Origin of the sequence: Dankookia rubra, from assembly GCF_004355005.1 — a bacterium.
In the GTDB taxonomy this organism is placed as follows: Bacteria; Pseudomonadota; Alphaproteobacteria; order Acetobacterales; family Acetobacteraceae; genus Paracraurococcus; species Paracraurococcus ruber_A.
In genome coordinates this window covers 1-15,652 of the sequence record NZ_SMSJ01000059.1, presented here as the reverse complement: position 1 = coordinate 15,652, position 15,652 = coordinate 1, and the positions used below count along the sequence as shown (strand labels likewise).

17 protein-coding genes and 1 pseudogene are annotated in these 15,652 nt (G+C 75.1%); 13 read left to right on the top strand and 5 right to left on the bottom strand.

What is annotated here, in order from left to right:
* Nucleotides 1–87 precede the first annotated feature (87 nt).
* Nucleotides 88–399, top strand: coding sequence for a WYL domain-containing protein (locus tag E2C06_RS26350; RefSeq protein ID WP_165982677.1), 312 nt, complete (start codon nucleotides 88–90; stop codon nucleotides 397–399).
* Nucleotides 400–458: 59 nt separating this feature from the next.
* On the opposite strand, the gene E2C06_RS26345 is transcribed toward E2C06_RS26350, so the two are convergent.
* A complete protein-coding gene (locus E2C06_RS26345) occupies nucleotides 459–1,808 on the bottom strand; it encodes an ATP-binding protein (RefSeq protein ID WP_241671479.1) in 1,350 nt (449 codons plus the stop codon).
* 59 nt (nucleotides 1,809–1,867) lie between these two features.
* Nucleotides 1,868–2,929 (bottom strand): ABC transporter substrate-binding protein, encoded by a 1,062-nt coding sequence (locus E2C06_RS26340; protein ID WP_133291565.1) that lies wholly within the window; start codon nucleotides 2,927–2,929, stop codon nucleotides 1,868–1,870.
* Between the two features lie 86 nt (nucleotides 2,930–3,015).
* Here E2C06_RS26340 and rsmI point away from each other — a divergent pair, with 86 nt between their 5' ends.
* Complete coding sequence (rsmI, locus tag E2C06_RS26335) at nucleotides 3,016–3,921, top strand: 16S rRNA (cytidine(1402)-2'-O)-methyltransferase (RefSeq protein ID WP_133291564.1); 906 nt, start codon at nucleotides 3,016–3,018, stop codon at nucleotides 3,919–3,921.
* Nucleotides 3,922–3,956: 35 nt separating this feature from the next.
* The gene (locus E2C06_RS26330) at nucleotides 3,957–4,247 is read left to right on the top strand and encodes a hypothetical protein (RefSeq protein WP_133291563.1); all 291 of its coding nucleotides are present in this window, start codon (nucleotides 3,957–3,959) and stop codon (nucleotides 4,245–4,247) included.
* Nucleotides 4,248–4,383: 136 nt separating this feature from the next.
* Here E2C06_RS26330 and E2C06_RS26325 read toward each other — a convergent pair whose 3' ends face one another.
* Nucleotides 4,384–5,040 (bottom strand): RecX family transcriptional regulator, encoded by a 657-nt coding sequence (locus E2C06_RS26325; protein WP_133291562.1) that lies wholly within the window; start codon nucleotides 5,038–5,040, stop codon nucleotides 4,384–4,386.
* A gap of 118 nt (nucleotides 5,041–5,158) precedes the next feature.
* Between E2C06_RS26325 and E2C06_RS26320 the strand changes: the two genes are divergently transcribed.
* From E2C06_RS26320 to E2C06_RS26280, 9 genes are all read left to right on the top strand, one after another.
* Nucleotides 5,159–5,614, top strand: coding sequence for a GlcG/HbpS family heme-binding protein (locus tag E2C06_RS26320; RefSeq protein ID WP_133291561.1), 456 nt, complete (start codon nucleotides 5,159–5,161; stop codon nucleotides 5,612–5,614).
* A 118-nt stretch (nucleotides 5,615–5,732) separates the two neighbouring features.
* The gene (locus tag E2C06_RS26315) at nucleotides 5,733–6,452 is read left to right on the top strand and encodes a PRC-barrel domain-containing protein (RefSeq protein ID WP_133291560.1); all 720 of its coding nucleotides are present in this window, start codon (nucleotides 5,733–5,735) and stop codon (nucleotides 6,450–6,452) included.
* Between the two features lie 165 nt (nucleotides 6,453–6,617).
* Complete coding sequence (locus E2C06_RS26310) at nucleotides 6,618–7,820, top strand: aspartate aminotransferase family protein (RefSeq protein ID WP_193560509.1); 1,203 nt, start codon at nucleotides 6,618–6,620, stop codon at nucleotides 7,818–7,820.
* Nucleotides 7,817–8,776 (top strand): ornithine carbamoyltransferase, encoded by a 960-nt coding sequence (gene argF, locus E2C06_RS26305; RefSeq protein ID WP_133291559.1) that lies wholly within the window; start codon nucleotides 7,817–7,819, stop codon nucleotides 8,774–8,776. Before E2C06_RS26310 ends, argF begins: the two co-directional genes overlap by 4 nt.
* Complete coding sequence (locus E2C06_RS26300; protein WP_206664697.1) at nucleotides 8,773–9,939, top strand: hypothetical protein; 1,167 nt, start codon at nucleotides 8,773–8,775, stop codon at nucleotides 9,937–9,939. Before argF ends, E2C06_RS26300 begins: the two co-directional genes overlap by 4 nt.
* A 162-nt stretch (nucleotides 9,940–10,101) precedes the next feature.
* Nucleotides 10,102–11,082, top strand: coding sequence for an Hsp33 family molecular chaperone HslO (gene hslO, locus E2C06_RS26295; RefSeq protein ID WP_133291558.1), 981 nt, complete (start codon nucleotides 10,102–10,104; stop codon nucleotides 11,080–11,082).
* A 155-nt stretch (nucleotides 11,083–11,237) separates the two neighbouring features.
* The gene (locus E2C06_RS26290) at nucleotides 11,238–11,837 is read left to right on the top strand and encodes a hypothetical protein (protein WP_133291557.1); all 600 of its coding nucleotides are present in this window, start codon (nucleotides 11,238–11,240) and stop codon (nucleotides 11,835–11,837) included.
* Between the two features lie 281 nt (nucleotides 11,838–12,118).
* Complete coding sequence (locus E2C06_RS26285) at nucleotides 12,119–12,502, top strand: RidA family protein (protein ID WP_165982676.1); 384 nt, start codon at nucleotides 12,119–12,121, stop codon at nucleotides 12,500–12,502.
* Nucleotides 12,503–12,615: 113 nt separating this feature from the next.
* Nucleotides 12,616–12,939 carry a hypothetical protein gene (locus E2C06_RS26280; protein ID WP_133291555.1) on the top strand — a complete coding sequence of 108 codons (324 nt, stop codon included), beginning with the start codon at nucleotides 12,616–12,618 and terminating at the stop codon, nucleotides 12,937–12,939.
* A gap of 276 nt (nucleotides 12,940–13,215) precedes the next feature.
* Here the strand turns inward: E2C06_RS26280 and folE are convergent, their stop codons facing one another.
* Both folE and phaZ read right to left on the bottom strand, forming a co-directional pair.
* Nucleotides 13,216–13,857 carry a GTP cyclohydrolase I FolE gene (gene folE / locus E2C06_RS26275; protein WP_133291554.1) on the bottom strand — a complete coding sequence of 214 codons (642 nt, stop codon included), beginning with the start codon at nucleotides 13,855–13,857 and terminating at the stop codon, nucleotides 13,216–13,218.
* Nucleotides 13,858–14,019: 162 nt separating this feature from the next.
* Nucleotides 14,020–15,216, bottom strand: coding sequence for a polyhydroxyalkanoate depolymerase (gene phaZ, locus E2C06_RS26270; RefSeq protein WP_165982675.1), 1,197 nt, complete (start codon nucleotides 15,214–15,216; stop codon nucleotides 14,020–14,022).
* Between the two features lie 146 nt (nucleotides 15,217–15,362).
* Between phaZ and E2C06_RS26265 the strand changes: the two are divergent.
* Nucleotides 15,363–15,652 (top strand): annotated as a pseudogene (locus tag E2C06_RS26265) (hypothetical protein); the annotation flags it as partial.

Below are 15,652 nucleotides of genomic sequence, written 5' to 3'. Positions count from 1 at the left end.
CCTGGCCGCCGGCCATTGCCCGGATGGGCAGGCCCGAACGGCTGCCGGCGACTCGAATCGCATGACCTGGATATCCATATTCCCATCATGGCAGATTCCAACGCGGCGGCGCTGCTGGCCGATGCGGTGCATGGCCGCCGGGCCGTGCAATTGTTGTATGACGGTGCCTGGCGGGTGGTGCACCCGCATGCGCTCGGCCGCAGCGGCCGCGGCCGGCTGGCGCTGCTGGCCTGGCAGACCGCCGGGCTCGGCCGCTCGGCGGAGCCGGAAGGCTGGCGGATGTTCGACCTCGGCCGGGTCGCGGCGGTCGAGCCGCTGCAGGCCCATTTCGCCCCGCGTCCCCGCCCGGCGGATGGGCGCTGGACGGCGGGGATCGCCGAGCCCCTGGCCGCCGTCTGACGTGTGGCGTCCCGGCTTTCGTCCGGAAACCTGGTCCACGCCATCGCCCGAGGCTGCGGTCAGGCCGCGGCCCGGGATGATGCGGCCTCCGCCCTGCCCGGCAGCCAGACCCGGAACACCGCCCCGGCCCCCGCCTCGCTCCCGATGACCAGCCGGCCGCGATGCCGGTTGACGATGTGCTTGACGATGGCGAGGCCGAGCCCGGTGCCGCCGGCGCTGCGCGAGCGCCCGGCATCCACCCGGTAGAAGCGCTCGGTCAGGCGCGGGATGTGCTCGGCGGGGATGCCCGGCCCGTCATCGGCCACCTCCAGCACCACCCCGGCCCGCTTGCCGCCATCCTCCCCGGTCGCGACCGAGAGCCCCACCCGGCCGCCCTCCCGGCCGTGCCGCACCGCATTCTCCAGCAGGTTGCGCACGACCTGGGCGAGCTGTTCCGCATCCGCCGGCGCGGCCAGCGCGGCCTCGTCCAGCCGCGCCTCCACCACCATCCGCCGGGCCTGCAGCAGGGGCTCGAGCGCCGCGAGCTCGGCCCGCGCCACCGCTGCCAGCCGGGTGGTGCCGGTCGGCGGCTGGTGTTCCACCAGCTCGATCCGCGACAGGCCGAGCAGGTCGTCGATCAGCCGGCGCATGCGCTCGGACTGCTCGGCCATGATGCCGAGGAAGCGGGTGCGGGCCGGCTTGTCGTCCTCGGCCGGGCCGCGCAGCGTCTCGATGAAGCCGATCAGGCTGGCCAGCGGGGTGCGCAGCTCGTGGCTGGCATTGGCGACGAAATCCGCCCGCATGCGTTCCAGCGCCCTCTCCCGCGTCCGGTCGGAGAGCACGATGACGATCCGCCCGCCATCGGCCAGCGCCGGCTCCATCGGGATCACCTGCGCCGCGATCTCCCGCGCCACCGGCACCGGCAGCACCAGGTCGGCGGCCTGGGGGCGCCGCTCGCTGAGCGCCCGGTCCACCGCCTCGGCCAGGGCCGGATGGCGCAGCAGCGCCGCCACGTCGCCGGCGCCCCCCGTGGTCACGCCGAAGATCGCCCGCGCCGCGGCATTGGCCCGCAGCGGCACCCGGGCGGGGGAGAGCACCAGCAGCGGGTCGGGCAGGCTCTCGACGATCGCCTCGTCCGCCCGGCGCAGCCGGCCGACCAGCGCGCCCTGCTCCGCCAGCGTCCGGGCCAGTCGGGCGACGCCCTCGGCGACCTCCGCCACCGCCGGCAGCAGCGGCGTGCCGGACGGCGGCACCAGCCGGCCATCCTCGGCCGCGGCGCGGCGCAGTGCCTCGGCCAGGCGGCCGAGGTTGCCGATCCAGAGCGCGGCCACCAGCAGCGCGCCGGCGAGGCAGGCGCCGAGCGCCAGCAGGCCGATGCCCGGCGCCAGCGCCCCGCCGGCCATCAGCGCCAGCAGCACCAGCGCCGGCACCGCGCCGATCAGCCCGGCGGCGCCCAGCAGGCGGGCCGGAGGCAGCCGGCGCGGCAGGGTCAGGTCCCCGGCCCGCCGGGCACCGGCGCCGGCTCGACCAGCAGCGCCTCGCCGGCCGGCGCCACTTCGAAGATCGCCAGGCCGCGCTGCGCCAGCCCACCGGGGTCCAGCCGGATCGGCCCGTCGGCGCCCAGCATGGGCTGGCCGAGCGGCGGGTTGCCGCCCGGCTCCCGCACCGCGCGGGCGGCCAGTGCCGCGGCATCGTAGGCGACGCCGGCCAGCCGCGGCGGCTTGTCGCCGAAGGCGGCCTGGTAGCGGCTGTCGAAGCTGGCACGGGCCTGGGGGTCCGGCCCGGGGAACCAGGCGCCGACGAGGGCAGGCTCCTGCCCGAGCGTCGTCTCCTGCGCCCAGAGCCCGGTGCCGAGGAAGCGCGGCCGTGCCGGCAGCGCGGCGGCCAGGGCCGCCGCGGCCTGCCGGGCGCGGTCGCCGCCCACGCCGAGCAGCACCGCGTCCAGCCCCTCCGGCCCCGCCTGGGCGGCGAGGTCGCGCGCCACCTGGGCCGGGTCGGAGATCCGCGGATGCAGCACTACCAGCGGCGGCGGCAGGGCCAGCGCGGTGGCGCGGGCCCGCAGCCCGGCGGCGAGCAGCCGGCCGAAGCCATCGTCAGGCGCCAGCAGGGCCAGCCGCTGGGCCCCGGCCGCCGCCGCCGCCGCGGCCATGCGGTCGGCCTGCTCGGTCGGCGTCACCCCCAGCACCCAGACGCCGTTGCCGGCCTGCGAGGCGTCGCTGGTGAAGGCGAGGACGGGAGCGCCCGAGGCGCGGGCGACGTTGGCCGCGGCGGCGGTTTCCCCCAGCGTCAGCGGCCCGGCGAAGGCCCGGGCGCCCTGGGCCTGGGCCGCCCGCGCCGCCTCGGCCGCACCGGATGCCGTGCTGCCGGTGTCGCGCGGCAGGAATTCGACGCCGGGATCGCCCTGGTCGAAGAGCGCGAGCTGGGCGGCGTTCAGCATCGCCTCCCCCAGCGGCCGGTTGCTGCCCGAGAGCGGCAGCAGCAGCCCGACCCGGCTGCGCGGCGGCTCGGCGGGCATGGCCTGCGGCGCGGGCGCGACCAGGATGGGGCGCACCGGGGCTTGCGGCGCGCAGGCCGCTGCGGGCAAGAGCAGCAGGGCGGCGGCGACCAGCCGCCGCAGGGGGCGCCGCGGCGCGGAGCATGACGGAACTGGCAAGCGATCCTCCCGACCCTGGTGCCGACCCGCCGATCTCCGCCGCGGCGGCACCCGGGCTGACGCTGGTGGCGACGCCCATCGGCAACCTCGGCGACCTCTCCGCCCGCGCCCTGGCCACGCTGCGCGGCGCCGATGCCGTGCTCTGCGAGGATACCAGGGTAACTGGCGCGATGCTGGCGAGGCATGGCGTTTCGGTGACGATGGTTCCTCTGCACGAGCACAACGAGGATGACCAGACCCCGAAGGTGCTCGCACGGCTTCGTGGCGGGGCGCGGATCGCCCTTGTCTCGGATGCCGGGACCCCGCTGGTCTCCGACCCCGGCTACCGGCTGGTGCGGGCGGCGATCGCGGAAGGCCTGGCGGTGCATGCCGTGCCCGGGCCGAATGCCGCGGTCATGGCGCTGACCCTCTCGGGCCTGCCGCCGCATCCCTTCCTGTTCCTCGGCTTCCTGCCGCCCCGGGCGGGGCCGCGCGCGGCCGAGGTCGCCCGGCTGCGGGCGATCGAGCGGGCCGGCCTCTCGGCCGCGGTGATCTTCTACGAGGCGCCGCACCGGCTGGCCGACACGCTGGCGGCGCTGGCCGAGGAGCTCGGCGCCGACCGCCCGGCCGCCGTCGCGCGCGAGCTCACCAAGCGCTTCGAGGAGGTCCGCCGCGGCAGCCTCTCGGCGCTCGCGGCGCATTATGCCGGGGCCGAGGCGCGCGGCGAGATCTGCATCGTCATCGGCCCGGCGCCGGAGGAGCGCGGCAGCGCCGAGGAACTGGAAACCCGCCTGCGCGACGCACTCGCCGCGGGGATGAGCGTGCGCGACGCGGCCGCCGCGGTGGCCGAGGCGACCGGGCTGCCGCGCAAGCAGGTCTATGCCAAGGCGCTCGAGCTCGGGCGCCCGTGACACCGGAATCGCGTGCCCGTCGCCGGGTGCTGTGGATGAACCTGCTGTTCTCCGCCGGGCTGGCGATCGGGCTGCCCTGGTTCGCCGCCGGGGTGCTGGCGCATTGGTGGGGGCCGGCGCGCGGCACCGCCTGGTCGACCCACCATGCCTATGCGGTCAGGACCTTCTGGTTCGGCCTGCTCGGGATGCTGGCGCCGGTCGCCGCGCCCGGGCCCGGGCTGGTGCTGCTGGCGGTGGTCTGGCTCTGGTGCGCGGCGCGGATGGTGCGCGCCTGGCTGGCCTGGGAGCGGGAGGAATGGATCGTCGATCCGGGCCGGTTCATCTGAGAAAGATCGGGGTGGGAAGGATATTCCCTCCCCAAGCCCCGCCCTTCCCTTTTGTGGGTCTGGCATTCGCCGTTCGACGGATGCCAGACCCACAAAAATGGATGAGGGGTCCGGGGAGAATACCGTCTCCCCGGCCTTATCCTTGCTTCAGCGCGATCAGCCGATCCTCCGCCTCCCCCGGCGCCATATCGAGCGCCGCCTCGGCGACCTCCCGCCCGAAGCCGGCCCGGGCCAGCGCCGCCAGCGCCTTCATGCGCGCCGTCCGCGCCGCCAACGGGTCCTCCGGCGGCGCTTCCCGGGCGAAGGGGCCGATCCGCCGGCGGCGGCATTGCGCCAGCGCCGCGTCCAGCTCCGTCTCCGCCCCGGGCAGCGCCGCCGCCGCGGTCTCCTGCGCGACGCCCTTGGCGCCGAGATGCGCCGCGATCGCTCGGCGCGACCGCCCGCCGCGGGCCAGCCGGCGGGCGCGGGAGACGGCGAAGGCGGCGTCGTCCACCGCCCCGGCCGCGACCATCGCCTTCGCCACCACGGCGGCGGCGGCGCGGGCGGCGGCGGCCTGCGGGGCGATCGCCTCGGCCGGGGCGCCCTCGCCCTCGGCCCGCCGGGCCCAGCGGTCCACCCGGCGCTGGAGCACCCGCTTGAGGCCGACCTCGGTCGCGGCGAAGCGGGCGAGATGGGCCAGCGCCGCCTCGCGCAGCGCGGCCTCGGTCGGCGCCGGGCCGGCCGGGCGCGGGGCGCGGCGGGGCTTCTCGGGCTTGCGCGGGGCCTTGCGGGGGCGGGTCGACTCCTCGTCCATGCCGCCATCCTGGCATGCCCAGGGCCGCCGACCCAGCGCCGGGGAAGACCTGCAGGGGCTGGCCCGCCGGCGCGGCGCAGGGCACAAGCCGCCACCGAACCCCGCAGGAGAACGCCCCATGGCGACCTACCCGACCAACGGCCTCACCCTCGACCAGGCCAATGCCATCATCGCTGCCGCCCGCGCCAAGGGGCGGGAGCTCGGCCTGATGCCGCTGACCGTCGTGGTGCTCGATGCCGGCGGGCAGGTGAAGGCCTCGCAGCGGGAGGACGGGTCGTCGCTGCTGCGGCCCGAAATCGCCCTCGGCAAGGCCTATGGCGCGCTGGCGCTCGGGCTCGGCGGGCGGGAGCTGGCGCGGCGCGCCACCGCCATGCAGGGCTTCATGAACGCGCTCTCCGACATCGCCGGCGGCCGCGCGGTGCCCGTCCCCGGCGGCGTGCTGGCCTGCGGGCCTGACGGGGTGATCCTGGGCGCGGTCGGCATCAGCGGCGACGTCTCGGCCCAGGACGAGGTCTGCGCCGTCGCCGGCATCCAGGCCGCCGGCCTCACGCCCGATACCGGCGACGCGGCCTGAACCCACCGTCAACGGGGCGGGGCAAAACCCGCCTCGTTGCGCGGCGTTGCTGCGGCTTGTACCGGCCCCGGGAGCAAACTCCCCGGGCCGCAATCCGACAAGGAGGCAGCGCCGCCCCATGACATTCCGCCAGACACTGGTCGCGATGACCGCCCTCGCCGGCCTGCTCGGCCCCGGCCTCGCGCTCGCCCAGGGCTCCGCCGGCAGCTCGATGCAGCCGCAGACCACCCAGACCACGCCGCAGGAGGGATCGGTCGGCGGCACGCCCGCCGCGCGGGCCGGGGCCAATGCCGGCCAGGCGACCGGGCAGACCGTCCCCGGCAGCAATGCCGGCTCGCCCCAGGGCGGCACCGCTGCGGACCGGCAGACCCCGCCGAACATGCAGTCCAACGTGCAATCCCAGGGCAACGCCCCGGCGGGCGCGCAGACCCAGGCCGCCACCCCGCCCAGCGGCAATGCTACCGTGCCGCCGGGCGGCAACGCCGCCCGCCCGGCCGCGGCCGGCGCCACCACCGGGCCGCTGGCGGTCGACAGCGCCGCGGTCCGCAGCGGCCGCCGCGCCAGCAAGCTGATCGGCTCCTCGGTCTACAACGAGAACAACGAGAGCATCGGCGAGGTGGACGACATCCTGCTCCCCGCCGCCGGCAGCGGCCCGGTGGCGGTCATCTCGGTCGGCGGCTTCCTCGGCATCGGCGCCAAGCTGGTCGCGGTGCCCTTCGACCGGCTGCAGGCGGCCGGCGGCAGCAACAACCGCTGGACCCTCTCGGGCGCCACCAAGGACAGCCTCGGCAGCCTGCCGACCTTCAACTACGACAATTCCGGCGAGAAGCGGGGCTGATCCCCGCCGCGGGGGCGTCCCGGCGCCCTCGCATCCCGGCCGCCACCCCGAAATTGTCACCCGGCATGGTTTGACGCGATGCGGGGTTTGCGGCCAAATCGCCGGCTTCCCCCGGGAAGCGCCCGCATCCCGCGCCGGCGTGGGGGAAGTCTGGAGACCAATCCGGTGATCCCCGCCCTCATGCCGACCTACAACCGTGCCGACCTCGCCTTCGAGCGGGGCGATGGCGCCTGGCTGTGGACGACGGACGGGCGACGATTCCTCGATTTCGGCTCCGGCATCGCCACCGCCTCCATCGGCCATGGCCACCCGCACCTGGTGCAGGCCATCGCCGAGCAGGCGGCCAGGGTGATGCACACCTCGAACCTTTACCGCATCCCGCAGGCGGAGCGGCTGGCGCAGCGGCTGGTCGATACCAGCTTCGCCGACAGCGTCTTCTTCGGCAATTCCGGCGCCGAGGCGAACGAGGGCATGATCAAGGCGGTGCGCAAGTACCACGCCGAGAACGGCCAGCCCGAGCGCAACGTGACGATCTGCTTCGAGGGCGCCTTCCACGGCCGGACGCTCGCCACCCTGGCGGCGACCGGCAACGAGAAGTACCTGGCCGGCTTCGGCCCGCCCATGCCGGGCTTCAAGCACATCCCCTTCGGCAACATGAACGCGCTGCGCGACGCGATCGACGGCACCACCGCTGCGGTCATGGTCGAGCCGATCCAGGGCGAGGGCGGCGTCCGCCCGGCCTCGCTGCAATACCTGCGCGACCTGCGCGCCGCCTGCGACGAGTTCGGCATCCTGCTCGCGCTCGACGAGGTGCAGACCGGCATGGGGCGGTCGGGCAAGCTCTGGGCGCACCAGTGGGCGGGGATCGAGCCCGACGTCATGTCCTCGGCCAAGGGCATCGGCGGCGGCTTCCCGCTCGGCGCCATCCTGGCCAAGGAGAAGGTGGCGAAGCACCTCAAGGCCGGCACTCATGGCAGCACCTATGGCGGCAACCCGCTGGCCTGCGCCGCCGGCAACGCGGTGCTCGACGTCATCCTGGGCGAGGGCTTCCTCAACCATGTGGACCGCGTCGCGCGGCACCTCTGGCGCGGCCTGCTGGAACTGGCAGGCCGCCATCCGACGGTGATCGAGGGCATCCAGGGCGCCGGGCTGCTGCTCGGCATCCGCCTCCTGCCCGAGGTCTCGAACGGCGAGGCGCAGTCCGCCGCGGCGGCCGAGGGGCTGCTGACGGTCGCCGCCGGCATGAACGTGCTGCGCCTGGCGCCGCCGCTCGTCATCACGGAGGCGGAGGCGGACGAGGCGCTGCGGCTGCTCGACCGCGCCATGCGCCGCATCACCCCGTCCCAGGCGAAGGACGCGGCGAAATGAGCAGCGTGGTCGCATTGAAGACCGGGACCGGGGGGGGCGAGCCCCCCCGGCACTTCCTCGAGCTGATGGATTTCGAGGCGCCGACGCTCCGCCGCATGCTCGACCTGGCGGCGCAGACCAAGCGCGGCGGCTATGTCGCCAAGCCGCTGGCCGGCAAGCACGTGGCGCTGATCTTCGAGAAGCCCTCGACCCGCACCCGGGTCAGCTTCGAGGTCGGCATCCGCCAGCTCGGCGGCGAGGTGGTCTACCTCAACAGCCGCGACATGCAGTCCTCCCGCGGGGAGGAGGTTTCCGACATGGCGAAGGTGCTGTCCCGCTACGTCGACTGCATCATGATGCGCACCCATGACGTGAACCGCATCCGCGAGATGGCGGCGCACGCCACGGTGCCGGTCATCAACGGCCTGACCGATATCAGCCACCCCTGCCAGCTGATGGCCGACGTGCTGACCTTCGAGGAGCATCGCGGCCCGATCACCGGCCAGACGGTGGCCTGGATCGGCGACGGCAACAACGTGGCGCAGAGCTTCATCCAGGCGGCGACCCGGCTCGGCTTCAAGCTCCGCCTGGCCTGCCCGCCCAGCCTGCGGCCGCCGCAGCCGCTGCTCGACTGGGCGCGGGCCGAGGGCGCCGACATCCTGCTGACCGACGACCCGGAGGAAGCGGTGCGCGGCGCCCGCTGCGTCGTCACCGATGCCTGGGTTTCCATGCACCAGGAGAACGAGGACGGCTCCCAGCCCAACCGCCACAACGTGCTGGCGCCCTACCAGGTGACGCCGGAGTTGATGGCCAAGGCGCTGCCCGACGCGATCTTCGAGCACTGCCTGCCCGCCCATCGCGGCGAGGAGGTCGCCGCCGAGGTGATCGACGGGCCGCAGAGCGTGGTCTTCGACGAGGCCGAGAACCGGCTGCACGCGCAGAAGGGCGTGCTGCTCTGGGCCATGGGGGCGGGGTGAGCGATGCCGCCGCCGAGGCTGTTGCCCCGGCGGCGGACCCATCCGCCGAGTTGCTGGTCCGCGCCGGCCAGCTCACCGCGCTGCGGCTCTTCGACATCGCCTATGCGATCGACCTCCGGAAGGCCGAGGCGCTCTGGGCCGCCCATGCGCCCCGCGCCGGGAAGCGCCGCGGCCTGGCCGGCACGCCGCCCAAGGCGATGTCCTTCGGCGAGCCGCCGCTGATCCTGCCGCTGCCGCCGATCCTGCTGCCGCTCGGCGGCGACGGCGCCGAGGCGCAGGTCACCGCCCGCATCTACGATTTCGGCGTCGTCTCGCTGGCCGTCACCCTGGCCGTGGCCGACCTGCCCTGGTCCGGCTTCGCCGCCCGGGCCAATACGCTGCAGCAGGCGGTGGGACCCGGCGCCGGCGCCGCCGGGGCGCTCTGGCGCGACCTGCTGGACGCCGTCCGCGGCCCGCTGCGCCAAGCGATCGAACGCCCCGCCCTCACCCATATCGAGGAGGACTACCTCCTCGCCGTCGTCAACCGGCTCGACGAGCCCCTCGCCGCCGAGGCGCTGCTCGAGCGCGTCGACCTCATCCCGCTGCTGACCGGGGAGAGCCGGCCGCTCTCGGCCGGGGCGCGGGCCGAGCTGCTGCGGCAGCGCTTCAGCTACTACACCGACGACCTCGCGGTGCTCACCTGGGACCGCGCCTTCCTCTACGAGCCGCGCGGCGACACCGACGTCCGCGACGTGCTGGAGGTGGCGAACGCCCAGCTGCTCGAGATGCGCTTCTACGACGAGCTGCTGGATGCCGAGCTGCCGCGCATCTACGACACGGTGGAGGCCGCCCGCCGCATCCCCTCCCTGCTCTCGGCCCGGCGCTATGCCCGGCTGGCCCGGCGGCTGCACGGGCTGGTGGCCGAGGTCACCGAGCTGACCGAGCACGCCGAGAATGCCCTGCAGGTGACCGAGGACGTCTACCTCGCCCGGGTCTATGCCGCCGCCATGGTGCTGTTCCGGGTGCCGGTGGTCGGCGCCGCGATCGACCGGAAGCTGGCCACCCTGCGGGAAACCTACCAGGCGCTCTACGACGAGGCGCATTCCAGCCGGGCCGAACTGCTGGAGATCACCGTGGTCCTGCTCATCACGCTGGAGGTGGTGCTGTCCCTGGTGCGGCACTGAGCGGAGCCGGGCCTCGGGCCGGGCGCCCCGCCATATGCGCCTCCGGGCCGTCCCGCCCCGCGGCGATCTGCGCCGACCCGCCCCGCGGCGATCTGCGCCGACGGGTGGCCGCGGGCCGTTGCCGACCTTATCTATCGGGGCAAAGCACAGGTAGCTCCCGCATTGCCCGACCCGACCCAGCCCTCCGCCACCCCGGATTTCCTGCAGCATGACCGCCCGCCGGTGCCCGATCTCGTGGTGCCGCGCGGCCTGCAGCCCTTTCACCTGCAGGACCGTCCGGTGCGGGGCCGGCTGGTCCGGCTCGGCCAGCTGGCGGATGCGCTGCTGACCCGGCACGCGAACCACCCCGCCGTCACCAGCCTGGCCGGCCAGGCCATGGCGCTGGCGGCCGGCCTCTCCGGCGCGCTGAAATTCCGCGGCAGCTTCTCGGTCCAGGCCAAGGGCGACGGGCCGGTCCGCATGCTGCTCGCCGACTGCACCGAGGCCGGGGCGCTGCGCGGCTATGCCATGGCGGACAAGGACGGGCTGGCGGCGGCGCTGGACGCCTCCCCCGCGCCGACCGACGCCGAGCTGCTCGGCGCCGGCTACCTCGCCTTCACCTGCGACCAGGGCGGCGACATGGAACGCTACCAGGGCATCGTGGCGATCGAGGGCGCCAGCCTGGCGGAGATGACGGACCACTACTTCCGCACCTCGGAGCAGCTCCGCACCCATGTGCGGCTGGCCTGCGGGCTGACGCCGTCCGGCTGGCGGGCCAGCGCCTTCATCATGGAGAAGGTCGCCGGCGAGGGCGGCATCGACCCGATGCTCGACGCCGAGGCGCAGGAGGAGGCCTGGCGCACCGCGCTGGCCCTCGCCCGGACGCTCACCGATGCCGAGCTGCTGGACGACGCCCTGCCGGCGCGCGAGCTGCTGCACCGGCTGTTCCATGCCGATGGGCTGGCGCTCGACCGGCCGCGCGCGCTGTCCTACGGCTGCCGCTGCTCGCGCGCCCGGCTGGCCGGGGTGCTGCAGGGCTTCCCCGAGGACGACCTGGACCACATGGCGCAGGATGACGGCGCCATCACCATGACCTGCGAGTTCTGCAACCTCGACTTCCGCTTCGACCGGGCCGAGGTGCGGAGCAGCGCCGGGCGGGCCTGACGGGAAGGCAGGGCCGGGGAGCCGCCATCCGCCTTGGACGCCGCCCCTGTTCCTGCGGGTTTGCCGGCCGCTGCGCGGCGGCACCCGACCGGGTTCGCAACCTTGTTCCCCTGTTCTATCCTGACATTCCCATCCCTGGCAGGAGCCCCCCGAAGATGCCGAGCCGGCGTGCCCTCCTGCTGCTGCCGCTTGCCGCCGCCGCCTGCGGCAGCCCTGAGCCCGCCTATGTCCCGCCCGGCCCGATGCGCTTCGACCACCTGACGCCGCTTTCCCTGAACGTCGCCGCGATCGAGGTCGCGGTCGGCGGGCCGCCGGCCCAGGCGGGCGATATCGGCGCCCGGCTGCTGCCCTCCCCGGTCGAGGCGGTGCGGACCATGGGGCAGGACCGGCTGCTGGCGGTCGGCACCACCGGGGAGGCGCGCTTCGTCGTCACCGAGGCCGCCATGATCCAGGGCCGCGACAGCCTGACCTGCCTGGTCGGCTGCCGGCTCGAGATCCTCTCGGCCGAGGGCCAGCGCCTGGGCTTCGTCGAGGCGCAGTCGCGCCGGGCGGTCAGCGGGTCCGATGCCGGCCGGCCGCGCGCGGCCGAGGCGCTGCTGCGGAACGCCATGGACGACCTGAACGTCGAGTTCGAATTCCAGCTGCGCCGGACGCTGAAGGACTGGCTGGTGAAGTCGGCGCCGGGGCCGGACGGCACCCTGCCCGCGGCCCCGCCGGCCGGCGGCGTGACGGTTGAGCCGCTGCCGAAGACCTGAGCCGCGGCCGCCCGGCCTCGAATCCTTCAAACCGGCTCAATTCGGCTCAGGCCGTTTGAGTCCGATCCGGACCTTTTCCGCGCGGCGCGGCCGATCCCGCCGATCTCCCGCCGGCCGACCACAGGAATTGAGGATTTGAGGGCCTCAACCTGCCCCCCGGGAGGATGTTTCGGACATTCTCGCCGGGCTTGGGATTTGACTATATTCCTATAGCCATCGCCCCCCGGAATTGCAAGCCTGCCCGGGCCGGGCCATCGCGCCCCGCCCAAGGGAGCAGCGCCATGCCGATCGAGACCTCCAACCCGCCCGCCGTCCACAAGCCCGGCGCCTATGCCCATGCCGTGCTGGTCACCGACCCGCAGCGCCGCCTCGTCATCTCCGGCCAGGTCGGCACCGCGCCGGACGGCAGCACGGCGGAGGACGGGGAGGCGCAGATCGACCAGGCCCTGGCCAATCTCGGCGCGATCCTGGCGGCGCATGGCATGGGCCCGGCCAACCTGGTGAAGATGACCGTCTTCCTGACCGACCCGGCGCTGATCCCGGCCTGGCGGGCGAAGCGCGGGGCCTGGCAGGGCGAGGCCCGCTCGGCCAGCACGCTGCTGCTCGTCGCCGGCCTGGCCGACCCGCGCTTCCGGGTGGAAGTCGAGGCCGAGGCGGCGGATTGACCCGGCGCCGTTCGATCTTCCGGGGATGATCCGGCGCCGGTGAGCGGCCCAGGGGGGAACCGGGGCGGGCGGGGCGCGCTGGGACGCGTTGCCACCGGAACGGACCTGCCGCCATGCGACCCGCCGCACTGCTCGTGATCCTCGCCCCCGCCCTCGTCCTCGGCGGCTGCACCGTGCGACGGGAGGTTGCCGGGCCGCCGGCCTATTCCCAGGCCTCGCCCTATGCCCCCGGCGCCTATCCGCAGGGGACCTATGCCCGGGGCGGCTATGCCGCCGCGCCGTCGCAGCAGGTCATCGCCCCGGCGCCGGGATCCTATTGCGAGGAAGCGGTGGGTGAGGCGCAGGACGCCGCGGCACGGGCCCAGGCCACCGGCAGCCCGCGCGATGCCCGGCGCGCCGACCGCAGCGCCGGCTATGCCGCGCGGGACTGCCGCTGAAGCGGATTTCGCTCTGGTGGACTCTCCTGGCGAGCAAATATGCCCGCAAAACAAGCGACTAGAGCGGTTGCCCTGAGCCAAGGCGACCGGAAGCCGCTATGGGGCCGGCCGCCGCGGGACATGCCGGCCCGGACGCGGGTGGCGGCTGCGAGGCAGGTCCCTCCGGCGTGCCCCGCACCGCGGCCGGGCCTGGCGGCCCGCGCCTGACCCGAGCGCCGCGACCGGCGGCCGAGCGCGGCCCGGCATCTGGACGCGACCCGCCGCGACGCGGGCGCCTCAGCCCTCCATCGCGCCGCGCTGGCCGCCGATCATCGCCAGGAATTCGCGGCGGGTGGAGGCGTCGTCGCGGAAGGCGCCGAGCATCCGGCTGGTCACCATGGTCACGCCCGGCTTGTGGATGCCGCGCGTGGTCATGCACTGGTGCGCCGCCTCGATCACCACGGCGACGCCCTTCGGCTTCAGCACGTCGTTGATGCAGTTGGCCACCTGCGCCGTCAGCTTCTCCTGGATCTGCAGCCGCTTGGCATAGACCTCGAGCACGCGCGCGAGCTTGCTGATGCCGACCACGCGGCCGGCCGGCAGGTAGGCGATATGGGCGCGGCCGAGGATCGGCACGACATGGTGCTCGCAATGCGATTCCAGCCGGATGTCGCGCAGCACCACCATCTCGTCGTAGCCGTCGGTCTCCTCGAAGGACCGCGCCAGCAGGTCGACCGGATCGGTCTCGTAGCCGGCGAAGAACTCCTCATAGGCGCGGACGACGCGGGCGGGGGTATCGACCAGCCCCTCGCGGTCCGGGTCGTCGCCGGTCCAGCGCAGCAGGGTCCGCACCGCGGCTTCGGCTTCGGCACGGCTCGGCCGGCCCTCGAGCGAGGCATGCGTCGGGATGATCTCGGCAGGGGGCGTCTGGATGTTCACGATGCGGGTCCTCCGGCCTCGGCGGGGGCGGGCCTGGTCGGTCGATTGACCGCCGGCGCTGCCGTTCGCATCGCAGATGGGTCGATTCGACAGGCGCGCAATGGCGGGGCGGCACCCTAGACGCCGCCCCGTCATCTGCCCAGGGGCGGCACCCCCGGTCCGTCAGTCCGCCGCGCGGATCACCCGGGCGACCAGCGGGCAGATCTCCGCCTCCCAGGCCGGCCCCTCGAACAGCGCGTCGTGCCCGGCGCCGGGCTGCAGGTGGTGGTGCCGCGCCGCCGCCGGCAGGCCGCGGCAGAGCCCGAGCGCGGCGCTCGCCTGGCCCGGCGGGCAGCTCGCATCCTCGGTGCCCTCGACCACCAGCAGGGCGGTGTCGCGGATCGCCTCCGGCCGCACCGGCCGGCCGCGCCATTCCATCCGCCCCTGCGCCAGCTCCGCCGCCCGGAAGATCCGGTGGATGGTGTCGAGGTAGAGCTCCCCCGGCACGTCCATGACCGAGCGCAGCTCGTCGTAGCGCGCCCGGTGCGCCGCCGCGGCCGCCGCATCCCCCGCCGCCAGGGCGCGCAGCTGGGCGAGCTGCGCCAGCGCATGGGCCTGCAGGTCGGACAGCACCGAGGCCGCCAGCTGCTGGGTGCCCGGCCGCACCCGCCGCCCGGCGCCGGGGAAGGGCGGCGGGACCAGCGCGGTCTCGGCCGTGGCGAACCAGCCGGGCGGCAGGGCGCGGGCCAGCTTCCCCTCCCGCGTCGGGGCGACCCGCGGGTCGACCGGGCCGGCGATCAGGGTCAGGCTGCGCGGCCGGGCGGGGTTGGCATCCTCCGCCATCAGCGCGGCGGCGGCCAGCGCCGCGACGGCGGGCTGCGACACGGCCAGCAGATGCGCGCCCGCGCCCATGGTTTCCAGCCAGGCGACGAGCTGCGCCACCTGGTCGTCGAGGCCGAAGGGGCCGGCGGCGGCCGGGACCTCGCGCGCATCCGCCCAGTCGGTCAGGTGCACGTCGTGGTCGGGCAGCAGGGCGGCCACGGTGCCGCGCAGCCGCGTGGCGAAATGACCGGACAGCGGCGCCACCACCAGCAGCGGCGGCCCCGGGCGGGGGGTATCCTTGGCGAAGCGCAGCAGCCGGCCGAAGGGGGCCTCGGCCACCGTCTCCTCCCGCACCGCCACCGGCCGGTCGCCACTGCGGGTCTCCGCCAGGCCGAAGGCGGGCTTGGCGTGCGTGGTGCCGAGATCCTCCAGCAGGTGCAGCGGCAGGCTGGCGGTGCGGCCGGGCTCGGTGGCGGCGAGCAGCGCCGCGGTATGCCGGGCCAGCGGCCGCAGCCGCGCCGCCCACTCCTCCTGGGCCTGGTAGAGATGATAGAGCACGGGCGGTGGTTCCTGCAGGCGAAGCCGGTGCAACGCCGGAAGCACCCGGACGGTGCCATCCGAATGCCCTTGACCTTCCCATGATGGGAAACCCCATCTTCACCCCGGGCGCAGGATCGCGCCGCGGGCAGGAGGATCGGAGCCGCATGGCCGGCGGGTGGCATTCGGGCGGGGTGAGGCGGGCCGTGCTGGCCGTACTGGCGCTGGCGCTGCTGGCCCTGCCCTGGGCGCCGCTGCGGCATGCCGCGATGGCCGCGCCGGCCCACGGCAAGGCGATGGCCGCGCCCTGTCCGGACCACGCCGCGCCTGCGGCCCCGGCGCCGGCGGACCCCGCCCCCCAGGATCCGGCCCCGGGCCTGTCCTGCTGCGCCGCCGCGCCCTGCGCCGGGCTGCCGGGCGCGCTGCCGCCGGTGCCGGTGGCGGCGCCGCGGCGGCC

What these genes read in the sequence shown, in the direction of transcription:
- E2C06_RS26350 (WP_165982677.1), top strand. Translation starts at nt 88, where the DNA reads ATGGCAGATTCCAACGCGGCGGCGCTGCTGGCCGATGCGGTGCATGGC.
- rsmI (WP_133291564.1), top strand. Translation starts at nt 3,016, where the DNA reads ATGACGGAACTGGCAAGCGATCCTCCCGACCCTGGTGCCGACCCGCCG.
- E2C06_RS26330 (WP_133291563.1), top strand. Translation starts at nt 3,957, where the DNA reads ATGAACCTGCTGTTCTCCGCCGGGCTGGCGATCGGGCTGCCCTGGTTC.
- E2C06_RS26325 (WP_133291562.1), bottom strand. Translation starts at nt 5,040, where the DNA reads ATGGACGAGGAGTCGACCCGCCCCCGCAAGGCCCCGCGCAAGCCCGAG.
- E2C06_RS26320 (WP_133291561.1), top strand. Translation starts at nt 5,159, where the DNA reads ATGGCGACCTACCCGACCAACGGCCTCACCCTCGACCAGGCCAATGCC.
- E2C06_RS26315 (WP_133291560.1), top strand. Translation starts at nt 5,733, where the DNA reads ATGACATTCCGCCAGACACTGGTCGCGATGACCGCCCTCGCCGGCCTG.
- argF (WP_133291559.1), top strand. Translation starts at nt 7,817, where the DNA reads ATGAGCAGCGTGGTCGCATTGAAGACCGGGACCGGGGGGGGCGAGCCC.
- E2C06_RS26290 (WP_133291557.1), top strand. Translation starts at nt 11,238, where the DNA reads ATGCCGAGCCGGCGTGCCCTCCTGCTGCTGCCGCTTGCCGCCGCCGCC.
- E2C06_RS26285 (WP_165982676.1), top strand. Translation starts at nt 12,119, where the DNA reads ATGCCGATCGAGACCTCCAACCCGCCCGCCGTCCACAAGCCCGGCGCC.
- E2C06_RS26280 (WP_133291555.1), top strand. Translation starts at nt 12,616, where the DNA reads ATGCGACCCGCCGCACTGCTCGTGATCCTCGCCCCCGCCCTCGTCCTC.